The following is a 25,104-nucleotide window of genomic DNA, read 5'->3' on the forward strand; positions in this document are numbered from 1 at the left end:
CGCCGACCGGCTGGAGCGCTCCTGGCGCGCCGCGCACTAACGGCACCCTGCCTCGCGCCCGCGGCTATCGTGACTGGCCTTACGCGTGGTGACAGTGTGGCGCGATGGGCGACGAGGGGGCTGGGTGGACGAGCGGCCGGACGGATGGATACGGGTCCCGGTGGGGGACGAGTCCGGGCGGTGGGACACCCGGGGGCAGTGCCTGCGGGTGTTGTTCGTGGTGCACAACGTCACGTCCGCGACCCGGCTGCTGGATGTGCTGCCGCTCTTCCGTGACGACACCAGGGTGCAGTTGCTGGCGACCTGTACGGGGTCGTCGCCGTTCCAGGCCGGGGTGGCCCAGCTGCTCGCCGAGGTCGAGGTGCCGGTGCTGCCGTGGGAGCAGGCGCTGCGGACACCGGTCGCCCTGGCCGTCTCAGCCAGCTTCGGCGGCCAACTCCACGCGCTCCAGGGGAAGTTGGCCGTCCTGTCACACGGCGTCGGATACAATAAAACGTTGGCCACGCCGGACGCCGGACGCCGGACGCCGGACGCCGGACGCCGGACGCCGGACGCCGGACGCCGGACGCCGGACGCGCCTGTTTTCGGGATGTCGCCGGAGTGGCTGCTCGCGGACGGTACGCCCATCGCGGACGCGATGGTGCTCTCCCATCCCGAGCAGCTGGTACGGCTGCGGGCGGCGTGCCCACCGGCGGCGCCGACCGCCGTGCTCGCCGGGGATCCGTGCTTCGACCGGATGCTGGCCGCCCGCCCGCACCGCGACCGGTTCCGCCGGGCGCTCGGCGTACGGCACGGACAGCGGCTGCTCGTCCTGAACTCCACCTGGAACCCGGAGTCGCTCTTCGGTGACGGCGGCGCCGAGGACCTGCTGCCCTCCCTGCTCCCCCGGCTGACCGGCGAACTCCCCGCCGACGAGTACCGGCTCGCGGCCGTTCTGCACCCCAATATCTGGCACGGTCACGGCCCCGGGCAGATCAGGGCCTGGCTGCACCGGGCGCGGCGCGGCGGCCTGGCGCTGCTCGACCCCCTGGAGGGGTGGCGGCAGGCGCTGCTCGCCGCGGACGCGGTGATCGGGGACCACGGCTCGGTGAGTTACTACGCGGCCGCGCTCGGCATCCCCGTCCTCCTGGGCGCGGCACCGCTCTCCGGGCTGGACCCGCGCTCCCCGGTGGCGGAGTTCGTCCGCACGGCGCCGCGTCTCGATCCGCGGGCGCCGTTGCGACGGCAGGTCGAGACGCTGCTCGACGGGCACCGTCCGCTGCCGGGCCCGGCGGCGCTGACCACCTCCGCGCCGGGCGCGTCGGCGACGCTGCTGCGGGAGGTCTTCTACCGCCTCATCGGGATTCCCGAGCCTCCTTGGCCCGCGCTGCTCGACCCGCTGCCCCTGCCGCCGTACGATCCGCCGCTGCGCACCGCCCCGCTGCGGGTGCTGACCCGGCTGCCGCGGGCGGGCGAGGTCGCGCTGCGCCGCTTCGCGGAACCGGGCCACGAACCGGCCGGCGAACCGCCGGGGGAGGGGTCCGCCGGGGAGGTGGCGGCGCACCTGGCGGTACACGAGGACACCGCGGACCCCGGGGCCGCGGGGTCGGCCGATGTGATCTTCCGGTACGGCGACGCGGCCGATCCGCGGCTGGGGCCACCGGCCGACTGGTGCGCCGAGGTGCTGGCCCGGTGGCCGCACTGCGCGCTCGCCGCGTACATCACGGGACCGGGCGACTGCACCGTACGCACCCGCGCGGGCGATCTGCTGCGGCTCACCGCCGCGCCCTCGGCCGCCGATCCCGCCGCCGGCGCCTCCGCGCTGCACGCCGCACTGGCCGGCGGCACGGCGCTGAGGGAACTGGTGGCGGGCGGACTGACCGTACGGACGGGCGGCGCCGCCCACCACCTCACGGTCACCCCGCTCGGCTGACGCCCGCCGTCCCCCTCACTCCGTCCCCCTCACTCCGTCTCCGCCGCACACCGTTCGCGCAGCGCCCGGAGGAGGCCGAGGGGGAAGGCCGCCCCTTCCTCCTGGAGCAGGGCGGCCGCCTCGTCGATCAAGGGCAGCGCGGCAGCCGGGTCACCGGCGTCGAGGTGGGTCTCGGCGAGGTCGGTGAGGGTGCGGGCGGTGTTGTACGGTTCGGCGCTGTCCCGGAAGAAGCGCAGGGCGCGCACCAGCCGTTCCCGGGCCTCGTCCCAGTCGCCCAGGCCGCGCAGCGCACGCCCGCGGTGGCGTTCCAGGAGCGCGCGGGCGCGCGGCAGGTCGGCGGCGCCCGCACCGTCCTCGGGGATACCGGCGAGCAGCGCGGCGGCCTCGTCGAAGTGGTCGTACGCCTCCCGGTAGCGCCACTGCCGCAGCCGGAGCAGGCCCAGGGTCTCGACGGCGGTGGCCCGGCCGCGGAGGTGGCCGGCGCGGCGCTCCGCCTCGGCGGCGGCGCGGAGTTCGGACTCGGCCTCCTCGTAGTGCCGCACCTCGGTGAGGGCCAGCGCCAGTTGGGTGTGCATCCGCCCGGCCATCCGGGACCGGGCGGCGAGACCGTCGGCGGCGGGGGCGCCGACGGCCGGATGCGCCGCGGCCTCCAACGCGTCCGCGGCCCGCACCCCCGCGCGGAGGGCGGGCAGCAGCTCGTCATGGCGACCCGCCTTGAGCTGCACCGCCCACAGCGCCTCGCACAGCTGGCAGACGGAGTCCGGGTCTGCGAACTCCTCGGCGGCCCGGACGGCTTCGAGGAGCCGGCCCAGCTCACCGGTGAGGGCGGCCAGCGCCTCGCCCTGGTCGGCGTACGGGCCCGGCTCCAGCGTCGCGTACAGCGGGCCCAGGTGCCAGCGTTGGGGGAGCACGGCGCGGTCGGCGCGGACCGCGAACCGCAGCGAGGCGGCCACCGCCCGGGTCACCGCGGCGGTGCAGCCGGCGATGCCGTCCTCGTGGGCGGCGGCCGTCTCGGCGTGCCGCCGTACGGAGGGGCGGTAGCGGTAGTGGCCGGTGGGGGTGGTCTCCAGCAGCCGGCGGGCGGCCAGTTCGGCGAGCAGCGCCGCGGCCCGGGGAGCGGTGAGCTGCGCGGTGGCGGCGGCCAGATCGGGGCCGATGGCGGGCCAGGGGCGCAGCGCCAGCAGGCGGTAGAGCCGCGCGGCGTCCGGGGCGAGGTCCTGGTAGGCGTCCTCGGCGGCGGTGCGGACGGGGTCGTCGTCGCGCACGGACACCTCCTGGTGCGGATGGGCCGGCTCCGCCAGCCGTACGGCGGCGGCCCGCAGGGCGAACGGCGAGCCGGCGCACCGGGCGAGCACCTCCGGCAGCGCGGCCCGCGCCGCGGCGAGGGTCTCCTCACCGGTGAGCCGGCCGAGGAGGTCGCGGGCGTATTTCTCGGGCAGCGGGCCGACGGGGACCGGTACGGCGTCCAGACCGCTCAGCGGGCGGCGGGCCACCACGATCGTGAACACCCCGGCCGCCGAGGTCAGCAGCGGCATGACCTGGGCGGCCGACTGCGCGTGGTCGAGGACGACGAGCAGCCGACGGTCCGCGACGCTGGTGCGGTACAGGTCGGCACGGTCCTCGGCGGCCGGCGGGATCGCCCCGTCCGGGAACCCCAGCTGCCGGAGGAAGAGGCGCAGCACGGTGGCCTGGTCGAGCGCGCCGTCCGGCGCCGGGCCGCGCAGGTCCGCGTACAGCTGCCCGTCGGGGAAGCGTGCCAGGTGGGCGTTGCCCCAGTGGACGGCCAGCGCGCTGGTGCCGATGCCGTCCGGGCCGTGGACCAGGGCGAGCCGCGGCCGCCCGTCGGCCGGCCGCCCGGCCTCGCGGTCGAGTCGCTTGAGCGGGTCCTGGCGGTCGGCGAAGAACCGTACGGAGACGGGGAGTTGACGTGGTACGGCGTCGGCGCCGCCGGGCCGCGGGGCGCCGTTCAGCCAGGCGGCGAGGGCGCGGGCGTGCGCCGGATCGCGCTGGGCGCCCTCGACCAGCAGTCCGGCCAGGGCCGCCCGCGCGTCGCTGCCGTCCGGTGCGGGCGTCTCCCGCCCGGCGATCCGCCGGACGAGTACGCCGACCGACTCCCAGGCCCGCTTCCCGGCCTCGTTGGCCATGGACGCCGTCACCGCGCCCAGGACCGCCGTGACCGCACCGATCGAGATGGGATCCACCATGCCGCAACTCCCCCTGCCTGTCCCGGGGCCGGTCCCGTACGGCCGTACCGCACCGCTGCCCCGCCTGCGGGATCAAGGTATCGGGAGCCCGGCGCCCGGCACCGCGCTCCGGACACTTCAGGACACCCGGGGGGGGAGGGAATCGCCGGGCGGCTCTCCGGCGCTCCGGCTCTCCGGCTCCTCGGTTCTCCTGCTCTCCTGCTCTCCGGATTCCCGTGGCGCGGCTCAGGCCGCGGCGAGCGAGTGCAGATAGCGCATCAGCGCCATCAGCACATCGCGGCTGGAGGTGCGCAGCCGCGCGTCGCAGTCGATGATCGGTACCTCCGCCGGCAGATCGAGGGCGGTGCGCAGTTCCTCAAGGGCGTGGACGGGCGCGTCCGGGAAGGTGTTGACGGCCACCACGAACGGGACGCCGCGCTCCTCCAGACGCCCGATGACGTCGAAGCTGACCTCCAGCCGACGGGTGTCGATCAGCACCACCGCGCCCAGGGCGCCGTCGAACAGGCCGTTCCACAGGAACCAGAACCGCTGCTGGCCGGGGGTGCCGAAGAGATAGAGGACCAGTTCGTCGTTGAGGCTGATGCGGCCGAAGTCCATCGCCACGGTCGTGGAGGTCTTGCGTTCGACGCCGACGGTGTCGTCCACCCCGACACCGGCCTGGGTCATCGTCTCCTCGGTCGTCAGCGGCCGGATCTCACTGACCGAACCGACCAGAGTCGTCTTGCCGACACCGAAGCCGCCGACGATCACCACCTTGACCGCGGCGGCGGCCGTCTGCGGCAGTTCGTCCTCGGCCCGCGGCCCCTCGGCCGGGTGCTCAAGAAGCGTCTCAGAGCTGTTGAAGTCCATGGATCACCGCCTCAATCAGGGCACGGTCGGGAAGTTGAGCGGGTGGGACGGGCGCACGCGCCACCACCCGGCCGTCGGCCAGCAGATCACCCAGCAGCACGGTGACCACGCTGACCGGCAGCCGCATATAGGCGGACAGCTCCGCCACGGACAGCGGGGAGTGACACAGCCGCACGATCGCGGTCTGCTCGGGCTGCATCCCCAGCCTGGGGCCGGTCTTCGACACGATCAGCGTGACCAGGTCGAGGGAGGCGGACTTCCCGGAGGCGCCGCTGCGCCCGCCGGTGATCACATAGAGCCGCTCGGGGCTCTGGTCCTCCCAGTCCTGGTCCGCCTCGCTCATGCCGACGCCCCGCTTCGCCCGGCCCTGTCCTGCCGTTCGGCGGGCCGGTTCATCCGGCCTGTCCGTCGTGGCGCGGTGGGCTGCTGAGGTGCTCGCCGATGCGGGCGACCAGATCCCGCATCCGCTGGCCTATCAGCCCCGCGTCCACTCCCTCGTCGGCCAGCACCGCCAGATAAGCCCCGGCGCCCGCCGCCATCAAGTAGAAGAAGCCGCCGTCCAGTTCGATGACGACCATCCGCATCCGGCCGTCGCTCTGCGGGAATTCCGCGGAGACGGCGCCCGCCAGACTCTGGAGTCCGGCACAGGCCGCCGCCAGTCTGTCCGCGGTGTCGGTGTCCGTGCCGTACTGGGCCATCCGCAGGCCGTCCGAGGACAGCACGACGACGTGTCGGGTCTGCGGAACGCTCTCCGCGAGGTCCTTGAGCATCCAGTCCATGTTGGGCCGGTGCTGAATCATGGCTACTCACTCTTTTCCGACGGCTCGTCACTCTTCTCACGGACTGCACCGGCCGCACCGGAGGCGCCGGCGGACGCGGGCGTCTGGCTTTCGCCGGACAGACCGCTCTGGAACGCCGCCAGCCACATACCGGGCTGCACCTGCGGTGCGTCGTCCGGTGCGGGGGCGGGGGAAGCGGTGACGGGGGCCGGGGCGGCCCCGGGAACCTGCGGCGCCGCGGGAGCCGTGGCCCGTGCCTTACGGCGCCGCTGCGGCAGACCGCCCGGGGTCCGCTCGGCCACCTGCGGGAGGTCGCCCAGGGTGTCGTCCCGCAGGTCAGCCGCCCGCGGCGGTTCGTGCGCCGCCGGAGCCGCCGGGGCCTGCGCGACCGGCGCAGCCGGCGGGCGCACCGCGCCCCGCGGCGAGCCCTGTGCGGGGATGTGCGCGGGTATGTGCGCGGCGGCGTGCTCCGTGCGGACCGTCCGGGGGCCCGACGCGGTGCCGATACCGTGCGCGCGGCCCGTCGCCGGGGCGGTGGTGATCAGGTCCTGCGGGACGATCACCACCGCGCGGACCCCGCCGTACGCCGAGGTGCGCAGCGACACCTGGAAGTTGCAGAGCTGCGAGAGCCGGCCGACCACCGCCAGGCCCAGCCGCGGGGTCTCCCCCAGGTCGTTGACGTCGATGCCCTGCTGGGCCTGGCGCAGCATCCGCTCGGCGCGCTTGCGGGCCTCCTCGCTCATGCTCACGCCGCCGTCCTCGATCTCCACGGCGATACCGGACTGCACCTCGACGGCGGTCACATGCACCCGGGTCTGCGGCGGGGAGTAGCGGGTGGCGTTGTCCAGCAGTTCGGCGAGGGCGTGGATCAGCGGTTCCACCGCCGTACCGACGACCGCGACCTCCGAGACGGAGTGCAGTTCGACGCGCTGGTAGTCGATGATCCGGGACATCGCGCCGCGCAACACGCTGAACAGCGGTACCGACCGGCTCCACTGACGGCCGGGGCGGGCGCCGCCGAGCACCGCGATGGAGTCGGCGAGGCGGCCGATGAGGGCGGTGCCGTGGTCCAGTCGCAGCAGGTCACCGAAGACGTCCGGCGCCTGGCCGTGACGGTCCTCCATCTCGCGGAGTTCCTGGGCCTGCTGGTGGACGATCGCCTGCACCCGGCGGGCGATGTTCACGAACGCCCGCTGGGCGGACTCGCGCAGATCCTCCACCGCGACGACGGCTTCCAGGACGGACCGCAGCACGGCCTGGTGGGCGGCGGCGAACTCGGGGGTGAGCCCCGCCTCCCGGGCCTGGCGGGCGATCCGGTCCGACAGCGACGCGAGCACGTCCTCGGGGAACTCGCCCTGGCCGAGCCGGGCCACCGCCTCGGGCAGCAGTTCCGCCGACAGCCGGACGCTCTCCGCCTCCTGGCGGACCAGCACGGCCTGCTGCGCCGCGACCCGCTCGCGCAGCTCCGCGAGCGCCCGGCCGCGGCGGGACAGCTCGGCGGTCACCAGGGCCACCGCGACAGTGGCGGCCACACCGATCCACACGACCGACGTCCGCGCCAAAGAGTGCACCGTCACCGTGGCGACGGCCGCGGCCACGGCGGTCACCGCGGCGGGCACGAGCCACGCGAGAACCGAGGCGGGACGCGGACCCCCGGGCGACGATCCTTCTCGCACCATCTGCACCCTCAAAACCCTCAAACCATCGAAAGATCACAGGACGACTCATGGGCCACGGCTCCACGGACGGTGCCGCCACAGACGTCACCCGTGGCAACTGCCCGTAGCCGAACCGGAAGTAGCATAACCGGATTTGATCACTTGTTGACCCCTGGTCACCAGTCCTTGACAACTGCGGATCACGTCATTCCGCGACACCGGCTGCCGGCCGTCACGCGGTGCGTATGGATCCGCCGCCCTCGGTCACCGACGGCACCACCCCGCCGCACCTGGCCGGACAGTCCTCCCACGCGATGTCCGCGGCCAGATCCTGACCCTGCGCCAGCATGGCCGCGACGGCGGCCGGGTCGTTCGGCGCGGCGTTGCGCGCGGCCATCGCCTCCCGGGTGGCCGGCGCCAGGAACTCGCCCACGCCCCGGCCGCCTTCCTGACACCGTGTGACACAGGGCCGCAGCCGCCGTTCACAGCGCGTGAAGGCCGCGCGGCGGTCGCCACCCGCGGCGGCCGGTTCCCCGGCGAGGACACAGGCCCCCACGATCGCCGAGCCCGTGCCCGTACCGCCGACCGTCGCACCGTAGGCGGCGTCGCCGGGGAGGACGGTCCGGCCCGCCGACCAGCGCGGCACATCGACCCGGCCGATGGCGTCGAAGTAGCGGTCACGGGCGCCCCACAGGGTCTCGATCAGCTCCGGCGTCCGCCGGCCGGCGCCTGCGTACGCCTGCGCTGTCAGCTTCTTCTGCGCCGTGGGATCGCGCCAGTCGTACGTCAGCTGCGCGGAGGCGAAGACGCAGAACGCCTCGCCCGCGTACCCGCCCCGGCGGCCCGCCGGGCCGTACGGCCGACACTCACCAGCCGGCCGGGCTCGCCGTACCCCACCGGCCGGGCGGCGAGGTCCCGGACACCACCGCCCGCGCTCGCCGCCGCGGTCGCGTCCGTCGAGGCCGCTGCCGCCGGGCGGGGCCAGGCGCCGGAGTTCGGCCTGGAACGCGTCCTGGACGGGGTGGAGAGCTACCTCTCGGCGCGCGCGGCCGGCAGCTGACGACGGGCCGGACGGGCGAGCGGACCGAGCAGGTGGGCGGACCGGCAGGCGGGTGGACCGAGCAGGCGGGTGGTACGGCCGGCCGGTCCGGGACCGCCGACCGCACCGCTCATACCGGTCACCCGCTCACACCGGTCACACGGCAGACACCCGACACACCGCCGCCGGTCACGCGCACCCCGCCACCCTGCCGGTGGCGGCGCCGTCAGCGCCCGCTCGCGCGGTTCCTCACAGCCGGACGGTCTTCCGCGGCTGCTCCTTCGCGCCCGTCAGCAGCCCGTGCAGCGCGGCGAACTCGTCCACGCACTTGGCGGTGCCGTTGACGACGCAGTCCAGCGGCTGATCCGCGACCCGCACCGGGACGCCCATCTCCTCGCGCAGCCGCCGGTCCAGACCGCGCAGCAGGGCGCCGCCGCCGGTGAGGGCGATGCCGTGCTCGATGATGTCGCCGGAGAGCTCCGGCGGGCACTCGTCGAGGGTGCGGTGGACGGCGCGGACGATCGCGTCGACCGGCTCGGCCAGCGCGTCCCGGACCTCCTCCTCGGTGATCTCCTGGATCCTGGGCAGCCCGCTGACGTGGTCGCGGCCGCGGATGGTGTACGAGGCGCGGTGGTCGGGCTCGCCGTCCTCGTCGACGCCGATCGGGGTCGGCGCCGCGGAGCCGATGGCGATCTTGATGTCCTCGGCGGTGCGCTCCCCGATGGCCAGCGAGTGCTTCTTCTTGACGTACGTGCTGATCGCGGCGTCCAGCGCATCGCCCGCGACCCGTACGGACTGGGCGGTGACGATGCCGCCCATGGAGACGACGGCGACCTCGGTCGTGCCGCCGCCGATGTCCACCACCATGCAGCCGACCGGTTCGTCCACCGGGAGGCCCGCGCCGATCGCCGCGGCCATCGGCTCCTCGATGAGATGCACCTCGCGGGCCCCGGCGCCCCGGGCGGAGTCGATGACCGCGCGCCGCTCGACACCGGTGATGCCGGAGGGCACGCAGATGACGACCCGCGGCCTGGAGAAGCGGCGGCTGGGCAGCGCCTTCTTCATCAGGGCGCGCAGCATCTGCTCGGCGGCGTCGAAGTCGGCGATGACGCCTTCCCTGAGGGGGCGCATCGCGGTGATCCCGGAGGGGGTGCGGCCGATGGTCCGCTTGGCCTCCGCCCCGACGGCGATGACCTCGCCCGCGGCGTTGACGGCGACGACGGACGGCTCGTTCAGCACCACGCCCTTGCCACGCGCGTACACCAGGGTGTTGGCCGTGCCGAGGTCGATGCCTATGTCGTACGTACCGGACGAAGTGCTGGACGCCATGGGGAGTTCGCTTGCTCTCTCTCGACTGGACGACAGTCCCCCGAGAGGGGGGCCTCGGACATCACGGGCCCAGACGGCACCAGTGGATCACCAAAGGCGTCAATTACGGGCAATTATGAAGACTACTGGAGGGGCGAAATGGTTCCTGCCCGGACGGTACCGGTGGGCGGCGCCCGCTCATCCGGAGCGGCCGGCCGGCGCCCCGGAGCCCTTGGCGCCCGGTCCGCCGAGGGGCGCGCCCACCGGCTGACGCGCACGTCGGCCGCGCCCGCCAGCCGTTCTCCTCAGCCGTTCTCGTCAGCCGCTGCCGTCCCGCGTTCCCCACGCTTCCCGCCGTCCCCGCGCCGGTCCGGCCCGCGTGCCGCCCGGTTGCGGCCGCCCGGTCCGCGCGACAGTGCCTGCGCGAACTCGTCCAGGGCGTCGAGGAGCAGATCGGCGGCGCGCAGCGCGACGTCCTGGCCACCGCTCCCGGCTTCCCAGTCCTCCCATACGGCGCGCAGCGCGCCCCAGTCCGGTGCGCGCCGCTCCCGTACGTCCTGCACCGCCCGTTCCAGGGAGGCGCGCAGTTCGGTGGCGAACGCGGCGGCGCCGGGTGACGGTTCGGCGTCCTTGCCGGGGAGGTGGGCCTCCATGATCATCGTGACCCGGCCCATCGTGCCGAGCGCGGCGCTGGCCGCGTCCGCCGCGGAGCGCGAGAGGCCGCGGTGCCGCACCGGTTCCTTCGCCGCCCGCGCCTCGCTCTCCTCCCAGGCGGCGCGGGCCGCGCGGGAGTCCAGCAGGGCCTCGCGGACCTGCCGCGGGCGGCGCTGGGCGGGCCGGGCGTAGCCGTCCAGCACGGCCACGGCGTAGCGGCCGTTCGCCGCCAGCCACTCGGCGAGCCGGTCGCGCAGCTTGGGCGTCTCCCAGGCGGGGAACAGCGCGTACGACAGCATCGCGAGCAGCCCGCCGACGAGGGTGAGCACGATGCGTTCCAGGACGGTCTGCTCCCAGCCGGCGCCCGCGATGCCGAGGAGGAAGACGACATACGCGGCCACGCAGGCCGAGGTCACCGAGACGCCGGTGCGCATCAGCAGGTACATCAGCAGCACGCAGACGACGGCGAGCCCGGCGCAGACGTACATCCCCGGGTGGGCCAGCGCCATGATGGCGCCGCCGATGGCGACCCCGACGAGGGTGCCGCTGAAGCGGGCGACACCACGGGAGTAGGTCTGGGCGAAGTCGGGGCGCATCACCATGACGGAGGTGAGCGGCGCCCAGTAGCCGTGCCCGAACGGCAGCGCGGTGCCCAGCAGGTAGCCGGCCGCGGCGACCGCGCAGACCCGCAGGGCGTGCCGGAAGATGTGCGAGGACCAGCGCGCCTCGCGGCGCAGGGCGCGCAGCGCCACCGGTACGAGCCGGGGCACGCTGGGGCGCAGCAGATGGCCGCGTTCGGCCGGGGTGGTGAGGCGGGTGGCCCGGACCGGCTCGTCGGTGAGTTCGACGGCGTCGGCGAGCAGCGAGATCAGGCGGTAGGCGGAGCGGCGGGCGGCCCCCGTGAGCATCGGGCCGCTGACCGGGACTTCGAGGGTGGCCATGGCCTCGGGCGGCAGCCGGACGGGCCGGGCGTGCCGCACGGCGCTCGCGACGGCGTCCAGGACGGTGGCGGCGGCGCCGAGCAGATCGCGGGCGCGGTCCCGTTCCGGCCCGTTCAGGGGGACGCCGACGACCGGGTCGGCGAGCGAGGCGAGGACGGGCCGGACGCGTTCGGCCAGACCGCGCGGGCCGTGCAGCTGGGCCGGGCGGCGCCTGGCCTGACGCGGGGTCACGGCGGAGGCCAGCCGGGCGTCCATGAGGGGCTGCGGGTCGAACGGGGCGACCGGGTCGTGCCGCAGCCGGCGGGCGTAGTCGGCCTCGGCGGCCAGCGCGTCGGCGAGTGCGTCGCGCTGCACGCCCCAGGGGCGGACCGGGAAGACGACGATCAGGGTGGCCTGGACGAGGCCGCCGAAGGCGATCAGGGCGGCGTGTTCCAGGGCGCCCAGGACGGACGTCGGCAGGGTGACGGTGACCAGCATGATCGCCACGGTCTGGGTGCCGGCCAGGCCGGAGACCGGGCCGATCGCCCAGGCCATCCCGGCGAGGAAGGTCCAGCCGACGAGCAGCAGCAGGAACCAGACGATATGGGAGGCGGCCAGATAGCCGAGGAAGGTGGAGACGGCCAGGCCGGCGGCGACGGCGAGCGCCAGGACCGGGCGCGGCCGCATGCTGCGCTGGAAGGTGGCGATACCGGAGGCGAACGCGCCGAAGGCGGAGGAGACCGCGAGGGTGGGGTTGCCTAGCCACAGGCACAGGCCGATGACGATGGCGACGCCGATCGTGCCGCGGACGGCGATCACCGGGGTGAGTTTGGCCCGCTCGATCGTCAGCCCGGAGCGGGCGGTCTGTTTCAGCGCGCGCGACCAGGTCATACCGAGAGAATACGGTCCGTTGCCGGGCGCTTCGGAACGGCCCTGTCGCGGCTTTTCCGGTACCGGGTTACGGCGCCGCCGGGAAAATGACGGTAAACCCGTCTTCTGCTCCGCGTAAACCCCACAGGTCACAGCGGGTTGGCCGACGGCGGTCCGGCCGGTGCGAGCAACCAGACACCCCGGAAGGGAAACCCCCGGCCATCACGGTGCCCTCTTGCTGGCCAGCCGGGAGATGTCCCGGCACGTTCGGCAAGGAGAAGGCCCCGTGCGAAAAGCCCTGTTCACCCCGGTGGTCACGCTGATCACCCTGACCGTTCTCGCCGCCACGGCCGGGTGCGGGTCGAGCGACGCGCCGCCCTCCGCCGTACGTTTCGGCGGTCCGAAGGCGGGGGCGGCGCTGCACGCCCCGCCGCCGGGCAAGGGGTCGCTGGCGCAGCTGCCGACCCACCCGATCACCTTCCAGGAGACGAGCCGGGTCGGCGGGGCCGGGGAGAACACACCGATCGCGCTGACCACCCTGCACGGCCCGAAGTCGGGCTTCACCGGGAAGGTATGGGTGTGGGCGCCGCCGGAGTACTACAAGAAAGAGAACGCGGACAAGGGCTTCCCGGTGATGGAGGCGCTGCCCGGCGCCTACGGATACCCCGTCAACTACTGGATCGGCTCGGACCTCAAGCTGGAGGAGAGCCTGGCGCAGATGTCCAAGGCGGGGACCAGCCTCCCGTTCATCGTCGTGATGCCGGTGCTCAACCCCAATGACAAGCAGTACTACGACGGCAGCGACATCCCGGGGCAGCCGAAGATCGGCACCTGGCTGAGCAAGGACGTGCCCGATCTGGTCCGGCAGAACTTCCGCACCCTCAAGACCCGTAACGGCTGGGCCGTCATGGGCTCCTCCTCGGGCGGCTTCGCGGCGCTGAAGAACGTGTTGCAGAACCCGGACACGTTCAAGGTGGCCATCCCCAACGGCCCGGACATCGTGCCGGACTCCCCGCTGTGGAAGGGCCATGCCAAGGCGGAGCGCGAGAACAACCCCGAGGTGCTGGCCCGGCGGCTGATCGCGCGCGGCGGACCGCCGGTCTACCTGGCGTTCCAGGACGGCTCCCAGGAGGGCACGGTGCTGCCCAAGGTCCGGAAGTTCATCGCGCAGTACGGGCACGGGCCGGTGAAGACCCGCTTGCAGATCGTGCCGGGCGGTACGCACAGCGGCCAGACCTACGTACAGGGGCTCAGCGAGGGCACGATGCAGTGGGTCAGCGCGCAGATGCAGGGGCCGTCCGCCTGAGCGCGGCCGGGGCGCGCCGGGTCAGCGGACCGGGCCCCGGCGCTCCCGGCGGACCTCGCCGTCCGGCCGGGCCGCGGTCGGGCACCGGCCCGCGGCGGTGGCGGACCGGGTGGCGCGCGCCGGGTGGAGATACGCGCGGACGGCGGTGATCCGCGGCGGCCCGGCGCACGGGGGCCGGGCCGCCGTCAGGACACCACGTCCTTCTTCGCGAAGCCGCGGAAGGCCAGGGCGAAGAGCACCAGCGCGTACGCCACCGAGACCGCCGAGCCCTGGATCATCCCCGGCCATTCCAGCTGGGGTTGCAGGGCGTCCGCCCAGGCGAACTGCCAGTGGGCGGGCAGGAAGTCGCGCCAGTCGCCGAGCGCGGTGACCTGGTCGAGGACGGTGCCGACGATGGTCAGGCCGACCGCGCCGCCGACCGCGCCCAGCGGCGCGTCGGTCACCGTCGAGAGCCAGAACGCCAGCGCCGCGGTGACCAGCTGGCTGACGAAGAGATAGCCGACCACCACCGCCAGCCGGGGCACCGCCTCGCCCGCGGGCAGCGCGCCGCCGGTGGGCAGCTGGAGCGGGCCCCAGCCGTACGCGGCGGTACCCACCGCGAGCGCGACCAGCGGCAGCAGCACCATCGCGGCGGCGCTGCTCAGCAGCCCGATGGTGAGCTTGCTCAGCAGCAGCCGGGCCCGTGGGACGGGCGCGGCGAGCAGATAGCGCAGTGAGGACCAGCTCGCCTCCGAGGCGACCGTGTCACCGCAGAACAGCGCCACCGGGACGACCAGCAGGAAGCCCGCGGAGACGAACAGCACGGTGGCGGCGAAGTTGCTGCCGGAGGCGGTGGCAGTGTCGATCAGGCTGATCCGGCCGGTGCCGCGGCTGCGGCTGCTCGGGTCACCGCCGATCGCGAACGCCACGACCAGGACGAACGGCAGCAGCGTCAGGATCGCCGCGATCACCAGCGTGCGGCGCCGCTTGAGCTGGCGCAGCGCCTCGACGCGCAGCGGGAGGGTGCGGTGTGTGCGGTAGCCGGGCGCGGCGGGCGGCTCCGACGGCGCCGGGGCGGGTGGGGTGACGGCGGTCACCGGTCACCTCCGATCAGGGTGAGGAAGGCGTCCTCCAGGCGGCGGTGCGGCCCGACGCGGAGCACCGGGACCTCCAGCCGGATGAGGTCGGCGAGCAGTTGGGGGGTGCCGGCCACGGCGGTGAGGCGGACCAGCAGGCCCTCCTCGGCGCGGACGGCGGAGGCGACGCCGGGCAGCGCGCCGACCTTCTCCACCAGCGCGTCGGAGAGCTCCGCCGGTGCCGCGACGCCCACCAGCAGGGTGTCGCCGGAGCCGGTGATCTCGGCGACCGGACCGGCCTGGACGAGCTGCCCGCGGTCCATCACGACCAGGTGCGTACAGCTCTGTTCGACCTCGGACAGGAGATGGCTGGAGACGATGACGGTGCGTCCGGCGGCGGCGTAGCGGATCATCACCTCGCGCATCTCGCGGATCTGCGGCGGGTCGAGCCCGTTGGTCGGCTCGTCGAGGATCAGCAGGTCCGGCAGGCCGAGCATGGCCTGGGCGAGGGCGAGCCGCTGGCGCATGCCCTGGGAGTAGGTGCGCACGGCGCGGTGCAGGGCGTCGCCGAGGCCCGCGATCTCCAGCGCCTCGTCGAGGTGCGCGTCGGCGGCGGGCCGGCCGGTGGCCCGCCAGTACAGGTCGAGGTTGGCCTGCCCGGACAGATGCGGCAGGAAGCCGGCGCCCTCCACGAACGCGCCGACCCGCGACAGCACCGGCGCGCCCGGCCGGATCGCGTGCCCGAAGACCCGGATCTCGCCCGCGTCGGGCCGGATCAGCCCCATCAGCATCCGCAGTGTGGTGGTCTTGCCCGCGCCGTTGGGCCCCAGCAGTCCCAGCACCTGGCCCCGCTCCACCCGGAACGACAGGTCCCGTACGGCGTACCGGTCGGCGGACTTCGCGTACCGCTTGCCCAGGCCGGTGATGCTCAGTGGTACCCCGGCGAGCGCCGGGTCGGGGGCGGGCGCCGCTGTCCGGCGCCGGGCGGTGAGCAGCAGCAGCGCCGCGAGCACGGCCGCCGCGGCCGGCAGTCCCCAGGTCCACGCGGGCAGCACGGCGGCCGCGCCGCGCACCTCGGGCGCGGTGGGCACGGCGAGCGTGCCGCCTTCCAGGGAGACGGTGTACGTGGCGGGCCGGACCGGTGAGGCGTAGGCGAGGTCGGTGGCCGAGAGCACCAGCCGCAGCCGGTGGCCGGCCGCGAAGTCGTGGTCGACGGCGGGCAGTTTCAGCTGGACGGTCCGGCCCTCCCCGGCGCCCTCGACCCGGTAGGGCGTGACGAGCTGGGCGGGCAGCACCTGCCGCTTACCGTCCGGGCCGACGTCGTAGACCTTCGCGAAGAACACCGCGTCCGGGGAGCTGGCGTGCAGCCGCACGGTGGCGGTGGGGCTGCCGGTGAGGTGGAGGGGGGTGCGCAGCGGCGCCGAGTCGAAGCGGGCGTACTGGCCGGGGAAGTCGAGGGAGAGCCCGGCGCCGAGCGCGGAGAGGTTGCCGAGCGCGCCGGCGCCGGGCACCGCGGAGATGGCGGGCGGGCCGGCGCCGGCCGGGTTGCCGAAGGTCTGCTCACGGCCGGCCAGGGCGAGGTGCCGCGGATCGTTGGCCAGGCCGGGGTAGCGGTCGCCGCTCGCGCCGCGCAGTCGCAGGGCGCCGTTGGTGGAGTCCACTCCCCCGCTGCGGCTGACCCGGAACGCGGGCCCGGTGTCCGTCCCGTGCTCGCCCTTCAAGTAGCGGTCGAACCACGCCTTGGTGCGGGCCTCGACGCGGGCGCTCTCGCGGTCGCCGCCGTCGTGCCCGCCGGCGATCCAGTCGACGTCGACGGGTGCGCCGTTCTTGCGGATCGTCCGCTGCATCGCGTCGGCCTGGTCGAGCGGGAACAGCGAGTCGGTCTGACCCTGCGTGATCAGGGTGGGCACCTTGATGCGGTCGCCGACGGCGGACGGGCTGCGGGCCGTCAGGAGGGCGCGGGCGGCGGCGTCCGGCTCACCCGCGACGGCGACCCGTTCGTACATCGCGCACAGCTCCGCCGTGAACCGTCCGCAGCCGCTCGCCGCGGGCGGTCCGGCCGCTGCGGGCGGCGCGCCCGGTGCGCCGGCGGGGCCGCCCGCCGACCCGGTGGTGAAGAAGATCCCGGCCCACAGCTTCTTGAACACGCCGTGCGGGAACAGCGCGTCGGCGAGGTTCCAGTAGGTGAGCTGCGGGGCGATGGCGTCGACCCGCAGGTCGTGACCGGCCGCCAGCAGCGCGATCGCGCCGCCGTACGAGGCTCCCGCGATGCCGACCCGCGGATCGCCGGGCTTGTCGAGCTGCACCTCGGGCCGCTTCGCCAGCCAGTCGATCAGCCGGCTGACGTCGGCGACCTCGCCCTTGGGGTCGTTCAGCCCGATCTTCCCGGTCGACTCCCCGAAGCCGCGCGCCGACCAGGTCAGCACCGCGTAGCCGTCGCGGGCCAGTTGCTCGGCCTGGGCCCGGACGTCGTCCTTGCTCCCGCCGAATCCGTGCCCCAGCAGCACCGCGGGCCGCCGGGCGCCGTCCGCTCCCGCCGCGGTGAAGAAGGAGGTGTCGAGGGACACCCCCTTCTTCTCGCCGTCCGTCGTCCCGGGCATCGCCAGCACCCGGTCCTCGCGGTGTACGGCGGGCGCGGCGTCCGGGGAGGCAGCCGCCCAGGTGCCGCCCCCTATGAGCAGGGCCAGCGCGCCGGCGATCGCGTACCGGCGCCGCCCGCGCAGTCGGAGATCCATACCGTGAATCCTAGGTACGCCCCGCACCGGGCGCCCCGTCCCCCGGAGTGACCCCCGCCACCTTGTTCCGGAGGAGCGGCGGCGCCGGGGCGCGGACACGGCGGACCCCCTGCCGACGGGTGGTGCGGCAGGGGGTCGTCTGTGGGCCGGCCGGGGCGGCCGCGCCGTCAGTGGTTGCTGGGGAAGCCCAGGTTGATACCGCCGTCGGCGGGGTCGGGCCAGCGGGTGGTGACGACCTTGCCGCGGGTGTAGAAGTGCACGCCGTCGTTGCCGTAGATGTGGTGGTCGCCGAAGAGCGAGTTCTTCCAGCCGCCGAAGGAGTGGTAGCCGACCGGGACCGGGATCGGCACGTTCACGCCGACCATGCCGGCCTCGACCTCCAGCTGGAAGCGGCGGGCCGCGCCGCCGTCGCGGGTGAAGATCGCGGTGCCGTTGCCCCAGGGCGAGGCGTTCATCAGGGCGATGGCCTCGTCGTAGGTCTCGACGCGGACGACGGAGAGCACCGGGCCGAAGATCTCGTCGCGGTAGGCGTCCATGGCCGGGGTGACGCGGTCGAGCAGCGAGACGCCGATCCAGTGACCGTCCTCGTAGCCCTCGACGGTGTAGCCGGTGCCGTCGATGACGACCTCGGCACCCTGGGCCGCGGCGCCCGTCACATACGAGGCGACCTTGTCGCGGTGGACCTTGGTGATCAGCGGGCCCATCTCGGAGGCCGGGTCGTCGCCGGGGCCGATCCGCAGCTTGGCGGCGCGCTCCTTGATCTTGCCGATCAGCGGGTCGGCGGTGTCACCGACGGCGACCACGACGGAGATGGCCATGCAGCGCTCGCCGGCCGAGCCGTACGCGGCGTTGATGGCGGCGTCGGCGGCCAGTTCGAGGTCGGCGTCCGGCAGCACCAGCATGTGGTTCTTGGCGCCGCCCAGCGCCTGGACCCGCTTGCCGTTGGCGGTGCCGGTGGTGTGGATGTAGCGGGCGATGGGGGTGGAGCCGACGAAGGAGACGGCGGCGATGTCCGGGTGCGCCAGGATGGCGTCGACGGCCACCTTGTCACCGTTGACGATGTTGAGGACGCCGTCCGGCAGGCCCGCCTCGGCGGCCAGTTCGGCGAGCTTGAAGGCGGCGCTGGGCACCTTCTCGCTCGGCTTGAGGACGAAGGTGTTGCCGCAGGCGACGGCGAGCGGGAACATCCACATCGGCACCATCGCCGGGAAGTTGAACGGCGTGATGCCGGCGACCACACCGAGCGACTGGCGGATCGAGGAGACGTCCACCCGGGTGGAGACCTGGGTGGACAGTTCGCCCTTGAGCTTCTCGGGGATACCGCAGGCCAGCTCGATGATCTCCAGACCGCGGGCGACCTCGCCGAGCGCGTCGGAGTGGACCTTGCCGTGCTCGGCGGTGATCAGCGCGGCGATCTCGTCGCGGTGCGCGTCGACCAGCTCGCGGTACTTGAACAGCACCGAGGTCCGCTTGGCCAGCGAGCTGACGCCCCAGCCTGCGAACGCCTCCTTGGCGGCGGCGACGGCGGCGTCGACCTCGTCGGGGGAGGCGAAGGCGACCTGCTTCTCCTGGGCACCGGTGGCCGGGTTGTAGACCGGACCGAAGTTGCCGGAGACGCCCTCGACGGGCTTACCGCCGATCCAGTGGCTGATGGTCTTCATGCGGGGGCCTTTCTGGGTGACGACAACGAGCTCGGGTCAGAGGTGGCGGCGGCGGCCGGCGGCGTGCCGGTCGTACACCGCGCGGGCGGCGACCGCCGCCGGCCGCGTCGCGGTCTCGGCAACGGGTACATCCCACCAGGCTTGGGCGCCCGGCGCGCCCGGCACAGTGTCAGCCGTTTCGGTCTCGACATAGACACATGTGGGCCGGTTCGTGGCGCGCGCCGTGGCGAGTGCGGCGCGCAGCTCGCCGACGGTGGCGGCGCGCAGCACCTCCATGCCGAGCGAGGCGGCGTTGGCGGCGAGATCGACGGGCAGCGGCGCGCCGGTGTACGTACCGTCCGCGGCGCGGAAGCGGTAGTCGGTGCCGAAGCGTTCGCCGCCGGTCTGCTGGGAGAGCCCGCCGATGGAGGCGTAGCCGTGGTTCTGGATGAGGACGAGGTTGATGTTGACGCCCTCCTGGACCGCGGTGACGATCTCGGTGGGGTTCATCAGATACGTACCGTCGCCGACCAGCGCCCACACCGGCCGGTCGGGGGCGGCGAGCCGGACGCCGATCGCGGCGGGGATCTCGTAGCCCATGCAGGAGTAGCCGTATTCGAGGTGGTACTGCCTGCGGGACCGGGCGCGCCAGAGTTTGTGCAGGTCGGCGGGGAGGGAGCCGGCTGCGTTGAGGAGGATGTCGGTGTCGTCGACGAGCGCGTCCAGGGCGCCGAGGACCTGGGTCTGGGAGGGGCGCGCGCTCGCGTCGTCGGCGGCGTAGGCGGCGTCCACCCGGGCCTCCCAGTCGGCCTTCGCCGTGCGGTAGCCCGCCTCGTACGCCGCCTCGACGCGATGGCCGGACAGCGCTTCGGTGAGGGCTTCGAGACCGGCCCGCGCATCGGCCACCAGGGCGTGCGCGCCGAGCTTGTGGGAGTCGAAGGAGGCGATGTTGAGGTTGACGAAGCGCACCTCGGGCGCGGCGAAGAGGGTGGCGGAGGCGGTGGTGAAGTCGGTGTAGCGGGTGCCGACGCCGAGGACCAGGTCGGCCTCGCGGGCGAGCGCGGCGGCGGTGGCGGTGCCGGTGTGGCCGATGCCGCCGATGTCGGCGGGGTGGTCGTGGCGCAGCGAGCCCTTGCCGGCCTGGGTGGACGCGACGGGGATGCCGGTGCGGTCGGCGAAGGCGCGCAGCGCGTCCTCGGCCTCGCTGTGGTGGACGCCGCCGCCCGCGATCAGCAGCGGCCGGCGGGCGGTGCGCAGGGCGTGGACCGCGGCGGCGAGGGCGTCGGGGTCCGGGGCGGGCCGGGCGATCCGCCAGACGCGGTCGGCGAAGAACTCCTCGGGCCAGTCGTACGCCTCGGCCTGGACGTCCTGCGGCAGGGCGAGGGTGACCGCGCCGGTCTCGACGGGGTCGGCGAGGACGCGCATGGCCTGGAGGGCGGCCGGGATCAGCGCCTCGGGGCGGTGCACCCGGTCGAAGTAGCGGGAGACCGGGCGCAGCGCGTCGTTGACCGATACATCGCCCGCGTAGGGAACTTCGAGCTGCTGGAGGACGGGGTCGGCGGGCCGGGTGGCGAAGGCGTCGCCGGGCAGCAGCAGGACCGGGAGGCGGTTGACGGTGGCCAGGGCGGCGCCGGTGACGAGGTTGGTGGCGCCGGGGCCGATGGAGGTGGTGACGGCGTGCGCGCTCAGCCGGTCGGACTGCCGGGCGTAGCCGACGGCGGCGTGCACCATGGCCTGCTCGTTGCGGCCCTGGAGGTAGGGCAGCGCGTCCTGGGACTCCAGCAGGGCCTGGCCGATGCCGGCGACGTTGCCGTGGCCGAAGATGCCCCAGCAGGCGTTGATCAGGCGGTGGCGGCGGCCGTCCCGCTCGGTGTACTGGTGGGCGAGGAACTCCACCAGTGCCTGGGCGACGGTCAGCCGGCGGGTGCGGGACGGGCCGGGCGGGGGCTTCGCGGTCATCGGGCGTCTCCTGCGGGCGCTTCGTAGAGGGGGAGGCGGGGGTCGACGGGCTGGTCGGGCCAGGTGCCGCGGATCCAGCCGTGGTCGGGGTGGTCGCAGATCAGCCACTCCCGGTCCGTACCGGGCCCGGCCATGACGTTGAGGTAGTACAGGGTGTGGCCGGGGGCGGCGATGGACGGGCCGTGCCAGCCGTCGGGGATCAGGACGGCGTCGCCGGTGCGGACCTCGGCGAGGACGTCGGTACCGCGGCCGTGGCCCGAGGGGCTGACGCGCTGGTAGCCGACGCCGTCCGTGCCGTGCGCGGCGGCGATCTCGAAGTAGTAGATCTCCTCCAGTTCGGACTCCTCGCCGGGCCGGCACTCGTCGTGCTTGTGCGGCGGGTAGGACGACCAGTTGCCGCCGGGGGTGAGCACCTCGACCGCGATGAGTTTGTCGCACTCGAAGGCACCGGCCGCGGCGAAGTTGTTGACCTGGCGGGAGCAGTGGCCGGCGCCGCGCAGTTCGACGGGGACCTCGTGGGCGGGGCCGTAGCGGGCGGGCAGCCGCCGCTCGCAGCGGGCGCCGGTGAGCGCGAACCGGCCGCCGGCGCCGCTGTCGATCCGCACCTGCGCGTCGCGCGGTACGTAGGCGAAGTCGGTGACGCCGCTGAACACGCTCTCGCGGCCGGTGAGTTCGAAGGTCTCGCCGCTGTCGGTCCGCACGGTGCAGCCGCCGGCCAGCGGCAGCACGATCCATTCGCTGTCGCCGGTGGCGAAGGAGTGGTGACCGCCGGCCGGCAGGTCGAGGACGCGCAGCGCGGAGTGGCCCCAGCCGGCCCGTGCGGGGTCGATGTCCAGGGCGTACGCGTCGCGCGCCGCCGCGCCGGCCTTCAGGTGGAATTCAGTGCTCATGGTGCCCAGTCTCCTGCGGGGTCACGGTGGTGGCGGTGGGTGTGCCGGCCGGTACCGCGGTCCGGCCGGTACTCGCGCGGCGGCCGGTGGTCACAGCAGTCCCACGGCGGTGTCCACGGCGGCCGTCACATCGCCGTCGGCCGGGTAGAGGAGGGAGCGGCCGACGACCAGTCCGTGCACGGTGGGCAGCCGCAGCGCCTTGCGCCATTTCTCGTAGGCGGCTTCCTGGGCCTGGACGGTGGTGCCGATGTCGCCGCCGAGCAGCACGGTCGGCAGGGTCGAGGTCTCACAGACCCGGGCCATCGCGTCGGGGTCGTCGGTGACCGGCAGCTTGAGCCAGGTGTACGCGGAGGTGCCGCCGAGGCCGGAGGCGATGGCGACGGAGCGGGTGACGGCCGCGGCGCTCAGGTCGTTGCGTACCTTGCCGTCGATCCGGCGGGAGAGGAACGGTTCGACGAAGGTGGGCAGTTCGCGTTCGGCCATCGCGTCGATGGCACGGGCGGTGGCCTCCAGGGTGGTCAGCGAGCCGGGGTCGGCGTAGTCGATGCGCAGCAGGAGCTTGCCCGCGTCGAAGCGGAGCCGGGCGATGTCCTGGGGGCGGTAGCCGGTGAACCGGTCGTCCATCTCGAAGGCGGCGCCGGCGATGCCGCCGCGGTTCATGGAGCCCATGACGACCTTGCCCTCCAGGGCGCCGAGCAGCAGCAGGTCCTCCAGGATGTCGGCGGTGGCGAGGACGCCGTCCACACCGGGCCGCGACAACGCCAGGACGAGGCGTTCGAGCAGGTCGACACGGTTGGCCATGGCGAGCTGCCGGTCGCCGACGGCGAGCGCGCCGCGGGCGGGGTGGTCGGCGGCGATGATCATCAGCCGGCCACCGGCGCCGAGGAGCGGGCGGCGGGCGCGCCGGGCGGCGGCCTCCGCGACGGCTTCGGGGTGCCGGGCCCGCAGCGTCGCGAGGTCACTGATCCGAGTGGTCAAGGCGTAACTCACCTTCTTGAGTGCACAGGTACGCCGGGGGCGGCAGGTGCGACGGGTGGGGCGGCGGAGGCCCGGACGGCGAGGGGGGCGGGGGCGGTCATGGGCGTCACCGGTCCGCGAGGAAGGCGTCGACCTCGGCGGCGGTCGGCATCGCGGACGAGCAGGCGAGCCGGGAGGCGACGATGGCGCCGGCCGCGTTGGCGTACCGCATCATCGGCTCCAGGTCCCAGCCGCTGAGCAGACCGTGGCAGAGCGAGCCGCCGAACGAGTCACCGGCGCCCAGGCCGTTGACGACCTCGACGGGGGTGGGCGGGACCTCGGCGGTGCGGCCGTCGCGGTGGACGGCGAGCACGCCCTTGGGGCCCTGTTTGATGACGGCGAGCTCGACGCCCCGCGCCAGCAGCGCCTCGGCGCAGGCCCGGGGGTCGCGCAGTCCGGTGGCGACCTCGGCCTCGTCGATGTTGCCGACCGCGACCGTGGCGTGGGCGAGGGCGGCCTCGTAGTACGGGCGGGCGGTGGCCATCGCCGCGGCGCCGGACGCGCCGCCGTCCTTGGAGGCGCCGCCCTCGCCGCCCCAGAACATCGGCCGCCAGTCGAGGTCGAAGACGGTGGGGCCGGACTTGGCGCGGGCGGCCAGCGCGGCGAGGGTGGCGGATCTGCTGGGCTCCTCGCACAGTCCGGTACCGGTGATCCAGAAGACGCGGGCGGCCCGGATGGCGTCCTGGTCCAGTTCCTCGGGGCGGATGACCAGGTCGGGGGCCTTGGGGCGGCGGTAGAAGTAGAGCGGGAAGTCGTCCGGCGGGAAGATCTCGCAGAAGGTGACCGGGGTCGGGTAGGCGTCCACCGGGGTCACCCAGCGGTCGTCCACGCCGAACTCGCGCAGGGCCTGGTGGATGTAGTCGCCGAACGGGTCGCGGCCGGTGCGGCTGATGACGGCGGTGCGGCGGCCGAGCCGGGCCGCGGCGACCGCGACATTGGTGGCCGAGCCGCCGAGGAACTTCCCGAAGGTATCCACCCGGGCCAGCGGCACGCCGGTCTGGAGCGGGTAGATGTCCACTCCGATGCGGCCCATCGTGATCAGGTCGTACGGCTCGGTCATGTGCGCCCCTTCGGTTCGGCCGGCGCGGCGGGTTCGGCGGGTTCGGTTCTGAGCACAGGTCTAACGAAGAGGGTCAGACCCTGTCAATAGTTTGTCCTTACATTCTGACGTCGAGTGGGGAAAGTGAGGGAACCCTGCCAGGCCGACCTCTGGGTCACAAAGTCCTTAAGTCCTTATGTCAGGACGAAGTCTTGACACTCTTGAGGGCGGCAGCGAGGCTGTGCCCCACACACCCCGCCCCAGCGCCTCCCGGTCACCGCCGACCGGCGAGAGGAGAGCCGCAGCATGTCCGCACCCCGTGCCGTTGCGCCCGTTCTGGACCGAATCCGCGTCGGTTCCGCCCCCGACTCCTGGGGGGTCTGGTTCCCCGAGGACGAGCGGCAGGTCCCCTGGCAGCGCTTCCTCGACGAGGTCGCCCAGGCCGGCTACGAGTGGATCGAACTGGGCCCGTACGGCTACCTGCCCACCGACCCCGCCGTGCTGCGCGACGAGATCGCCCGCCGGCAGCTCAGGGTCTCGGCCGGCACGGTCTTCACCTCCCTGCACCAGGGCCCGGCCGTCTGGGACAAGACCTGGGCCCATGTCTCGGAAGTCGCCACCCTCACCCAGGCGATGGGCGCGGGCCACCTCGTCGTCATCCCCTCCTTCTGGCGCGACGACAAGACCGCCGAGGAGCTCGAACCGCGCGAACTGACCACCGAGCAGTGGCGGCACCTGACCACCGGTATGGAGCGGCTGGGCGAGCGGGTCCGGGACGAGTTCGGCCTGGACATCGTCGTCCACCCGCACGCCGACACCCATATCGACACCGAGGAGCACGTCGCGCGGTTCCTCGACGGCACCGACGCCGACCTGGTCGGCCTCTGCCTGGACACCGGCCACTACGCCTACTGCGGCGGCGACAGCGTCAAACTCCTGCGCACCTACGGCGAACGGATCGGCTACCTGCACCTCAAGCAGGTCGACCCGGAGATCCTCGCCGACGTCGTCGCCAAGGGCACGCCCTTCGGACCGGCCGTCCAGCAGGGCGTGATGTGCGAACCGCCGCTCGGCGTGCCCGACCTGCCGCCCGTCCTGGAGGCCGCCCAGGAGCTGGACGTCGATCTCTTCGCCATCGTCGAGCAGGACATGTACCCCTGCCCGCCCGACCAGCCGTTCCCCATCGCCGAACGCACCCGGCGCTTCCTGCGCTCCTGCGGCGCCTGACACCCCCGCCCCTTCTTACGGACCTACGGACTCACGGAGCAGG

At 74.0% G+C, this 25,104-nt stretch carries 18 protein-coding genes; 3 read left to right on the forward strand and 15 right to left on the reverse strand.

All coding sequences use genetic code 11. From position 1 onward, the window contains the following. Positions 1-124 precede the first annotated feature (124 nt). On the forward strand, positions 125-1,912 hold the full coding sequence (locus ACLJWH_RS33235) for a hypothetical protein (RefSeq protein WP_411145496.1): 1,788 nt from the start codon (positions 125-127) through the stop codon (positions 1,910-1,912). 29 nt (positions 1,913-1,941) lie between these two features. Here the strand turns inward: ACLJWH_RS33235 and ACLJWH_RS33240 are convergent, their stop codons facing one another. The 8 genes from ACLJWH_RS33240 to ACLJWH_RS33275 form a co-directional block, all read right to left on the reverse strand. After that, positions 1,942-4,116: a tetratricopeptide repeat protein gene (locus ACLJWH_RS33240; RefSeq protein WP_411145497.1), complete on the reverse strand. Its 2,175-nt coding sequence runs from the start codon at positions 4,114-4,116 to the stop codon at positions 1,942-1,944. 225 nt (positions 4,117-4,341) lie between these two features. Continuing rightward, positions 4,342-4,965: a GTP-binding protein gene (locus tag ACLJWH_RS33245; RefSeq protein ID WP_411145498.1), complete on the reverse strand. Its 624-nt coding sequence runs from the start codon at positions 4,963-4,965 to the stop codon at positions 4,342-4,344. Further along, entirely contained in the window at positions 4,946-5,308 is a 363-nt protein-coding gene (locus tag ACLJWH_RS33250; protein WP_411145499.1) for a DUF742 domain-containing protein, read from the reverse strand. The genes ACLJWH_RS33245 and ACLJWH_RS33250 overlap by 20 nt, the downstream gene beginning before the upstream one ends. A gap of 49 nt (positions 5,309-5,357) precedes the next feature. Continuing rightward, a complete protein-coding gene (locus tag ACLJWH_RS33255) occupies positions 5,358-5,765 on the reverse strand; it encodes a roadblock/LC7 domain-containing protein (protein WP_052860903.1) in 408 nt (135 codons plus the stop codon). Between the two features lie 2 nt (positions 5,766-5,767). Next, entirely contained in the window at positions 5,768-7,423 is a 1,656-nt protein-coding gene (locus ACLJWH_RS33260; protein WP_411145500.1) for a sensor histidine kinase, read from the reverse strand. A gap of 211 nt (positions 7,424-7,634) precedes the next feature. Next, positions 7,635-7,835 carry a hypothetical protein gene (locus ACLJWH_RS33265; protein WP_411145501.1) on the reverse strand — a complete coding sequence of 67 codons (201 nt, stop codon included), beginning with the start codon at positions 7,833-7,835 and terminating at the stop codon, positions 7,635-7,637. A gap of 855 nt (positions 7,836-8,690) precedes the next feature. Further along, positions 8,691-9,770 carry a rod shape-determining protein gene (locus ACLJWH_RS33270; RefSeq protein ID WP_411145502.1) on the reverse strand — a complete coding sequence of 360 codons (1,080 nt, stop codon included), beginning with the start codon at positions 9,768-9,770 and terminating at the stop codon, positions 8,691-8,693. A gap of 284 nt (positions 9,771-10,054) precedes the next feature. Beyond that, positions 10,055-12,214 carry an FUSC family protein gene (locus tag ACLJWH_RS33275; RefSeq protein ID WP_411145503.1) on the reverse strand — a complete coding sequence of 720 codons (2,160 nt, stop codon included), beginning with the start codon at positions 12,212-12,214 and terminating at the stop codon, positions 10,055-10,057. A 265-nt stretch (positions 12,215-12,479) separates the two neighbouring features. On the opposite strand from ACLJWH_RS33275, the gene ACLJWH_RS33280 reads away from it, so the two are divergent. Continuing rightward, a complete protein-coding gene (locus tag ACLJWH_RS33280) occupies positions 12,480-13,499 on the forward strand; it encodes an alpha/beta hydrolase (protein ID WP_411145504.1) in 1,020 nt (339 codons plus the stop codon). A 185-nt stretch (positions 13,500-13,684) separates the two neighbouring features. Here the strand turns inward: ACLJWH_RS33280 and ACLJWH_RS33285 are convergent, their stop codons facing one another. The 7 genes from ACLJWH_RS33285 to iolC form a co-directional block, all read right to left on the reverse strand. After that, positions 13,685-14,575: an ABC transporter permease gene (locus ACLJWH_RS33285; protein ID WP_411145505.1), complete on the reverse strand. Its 891-nt coding sequence runs from the start codon at positions 14,573-14,575 to the stop codon at positions 13,685-13,687. After that, positions 14,572-17,289, reverse strand: coding sequence for an alpha/beta fold hydrolase (locus ACLJWH_RS33290; RefSeq protein WP_411145506.1), 2,718 nt, complete (start codon positions 17,287-17,289; stop codon positions 14,572-14,574). Before ACLJWH_RS33290 ends, ACLJWH_RS33285 begins: the two co-directional genes overlap by 4 nt. 167 nt (positions 17,290-17,456) lie before the next feature. Continuing rightward, on the reverse strand, positions 17,457-18,950 hold the full coding sequence (locus ACLJWH_RS33295) for a CoA-acylating methylmalonate-semialdehyde dehydrogenase (protein WP_411145507.1): 1,494 nt from the start codon (positions 18,948-18,950) through the stop codon (positions 17,457-17,459). Between the two features lie 36 nt (positions 18,951-18,986). Beyond that, positions 18,987-20,888, reverse strand: coding sequence for a 3D-(3,5/4)-trihydroxycyclohexane-1,2-dione acylhydrolase (decyclizing) (gene iolD / locus ACLJWH_RS33300; protein WP_411145508.1), 1,902 nt, complete (start codon positions 20,886-20,888; stop codon positions 18,987-18,989). Then, a complete protein-coding gene (gene iolB / locus ACLJWH_RS33305) occupies positions 20,885-21,778 on the reverse strand; it encodes a 5-deoxy-glucuronate isomerase (protein ID WP_411145509.1) in 894 nt (297 codons plus the stop codon). Before iolB ends, iolD begins: the two co-directional genes overlap by 4 nt. Before the next feature lie 90 nt (positions 21,779-21,868). Further along, entirely contained in the window at positions 21,869-22,756 is an 888-nt protein-coding gene (locus ACLJWH_RS33310; protein ID WP_411145510.1) for a deoxyribose-phosphate aldolase, read from the reverse strand. A 106-nt stretch (positions 22,757-22,862) separates the two neighbouring features. Next, a complete protein-coding gene (gene iolC, locus ACLJWH_RS33315; RefSeq protein ID WP_411145511.1) occupies positions 22,863-23,855 on the reverse strand; it encodes a 5-dehydro-2-deoxygluconokinase in 993 nt (330 codons plus the stop codon). Positions 23,856-24,140: 285 nt separating this feature from the next. On the opposite strand from iolC, the gene ACLJWH_RS33320 reads away from it, so the two are divergent. Then, on the forward strand, positions 24,141-25,061 hold the full coding sequence (locus ACLJWH_RS33320) for a sugar phosphate isomerase/epimerase family protein (RefSeq protein WP_411145512.1): 921 nt from the start codon (positions 24,141-24,143) through the stop codon (positions 25,059-25,061). Positions 25,062-25,104 lie beyond the last annotated feature (43 nt).

The sequence above is a fragment of the Streptomyces sp. x-80 genome, assembly GCF_046549095.1.
Taxonomy (GTDB): Bacteria; Actinomycetota; Actinomycetes; order Streptomycetales; family Streptomycetaceae; genus Streptomyces; species Streptomyces celluloflavus.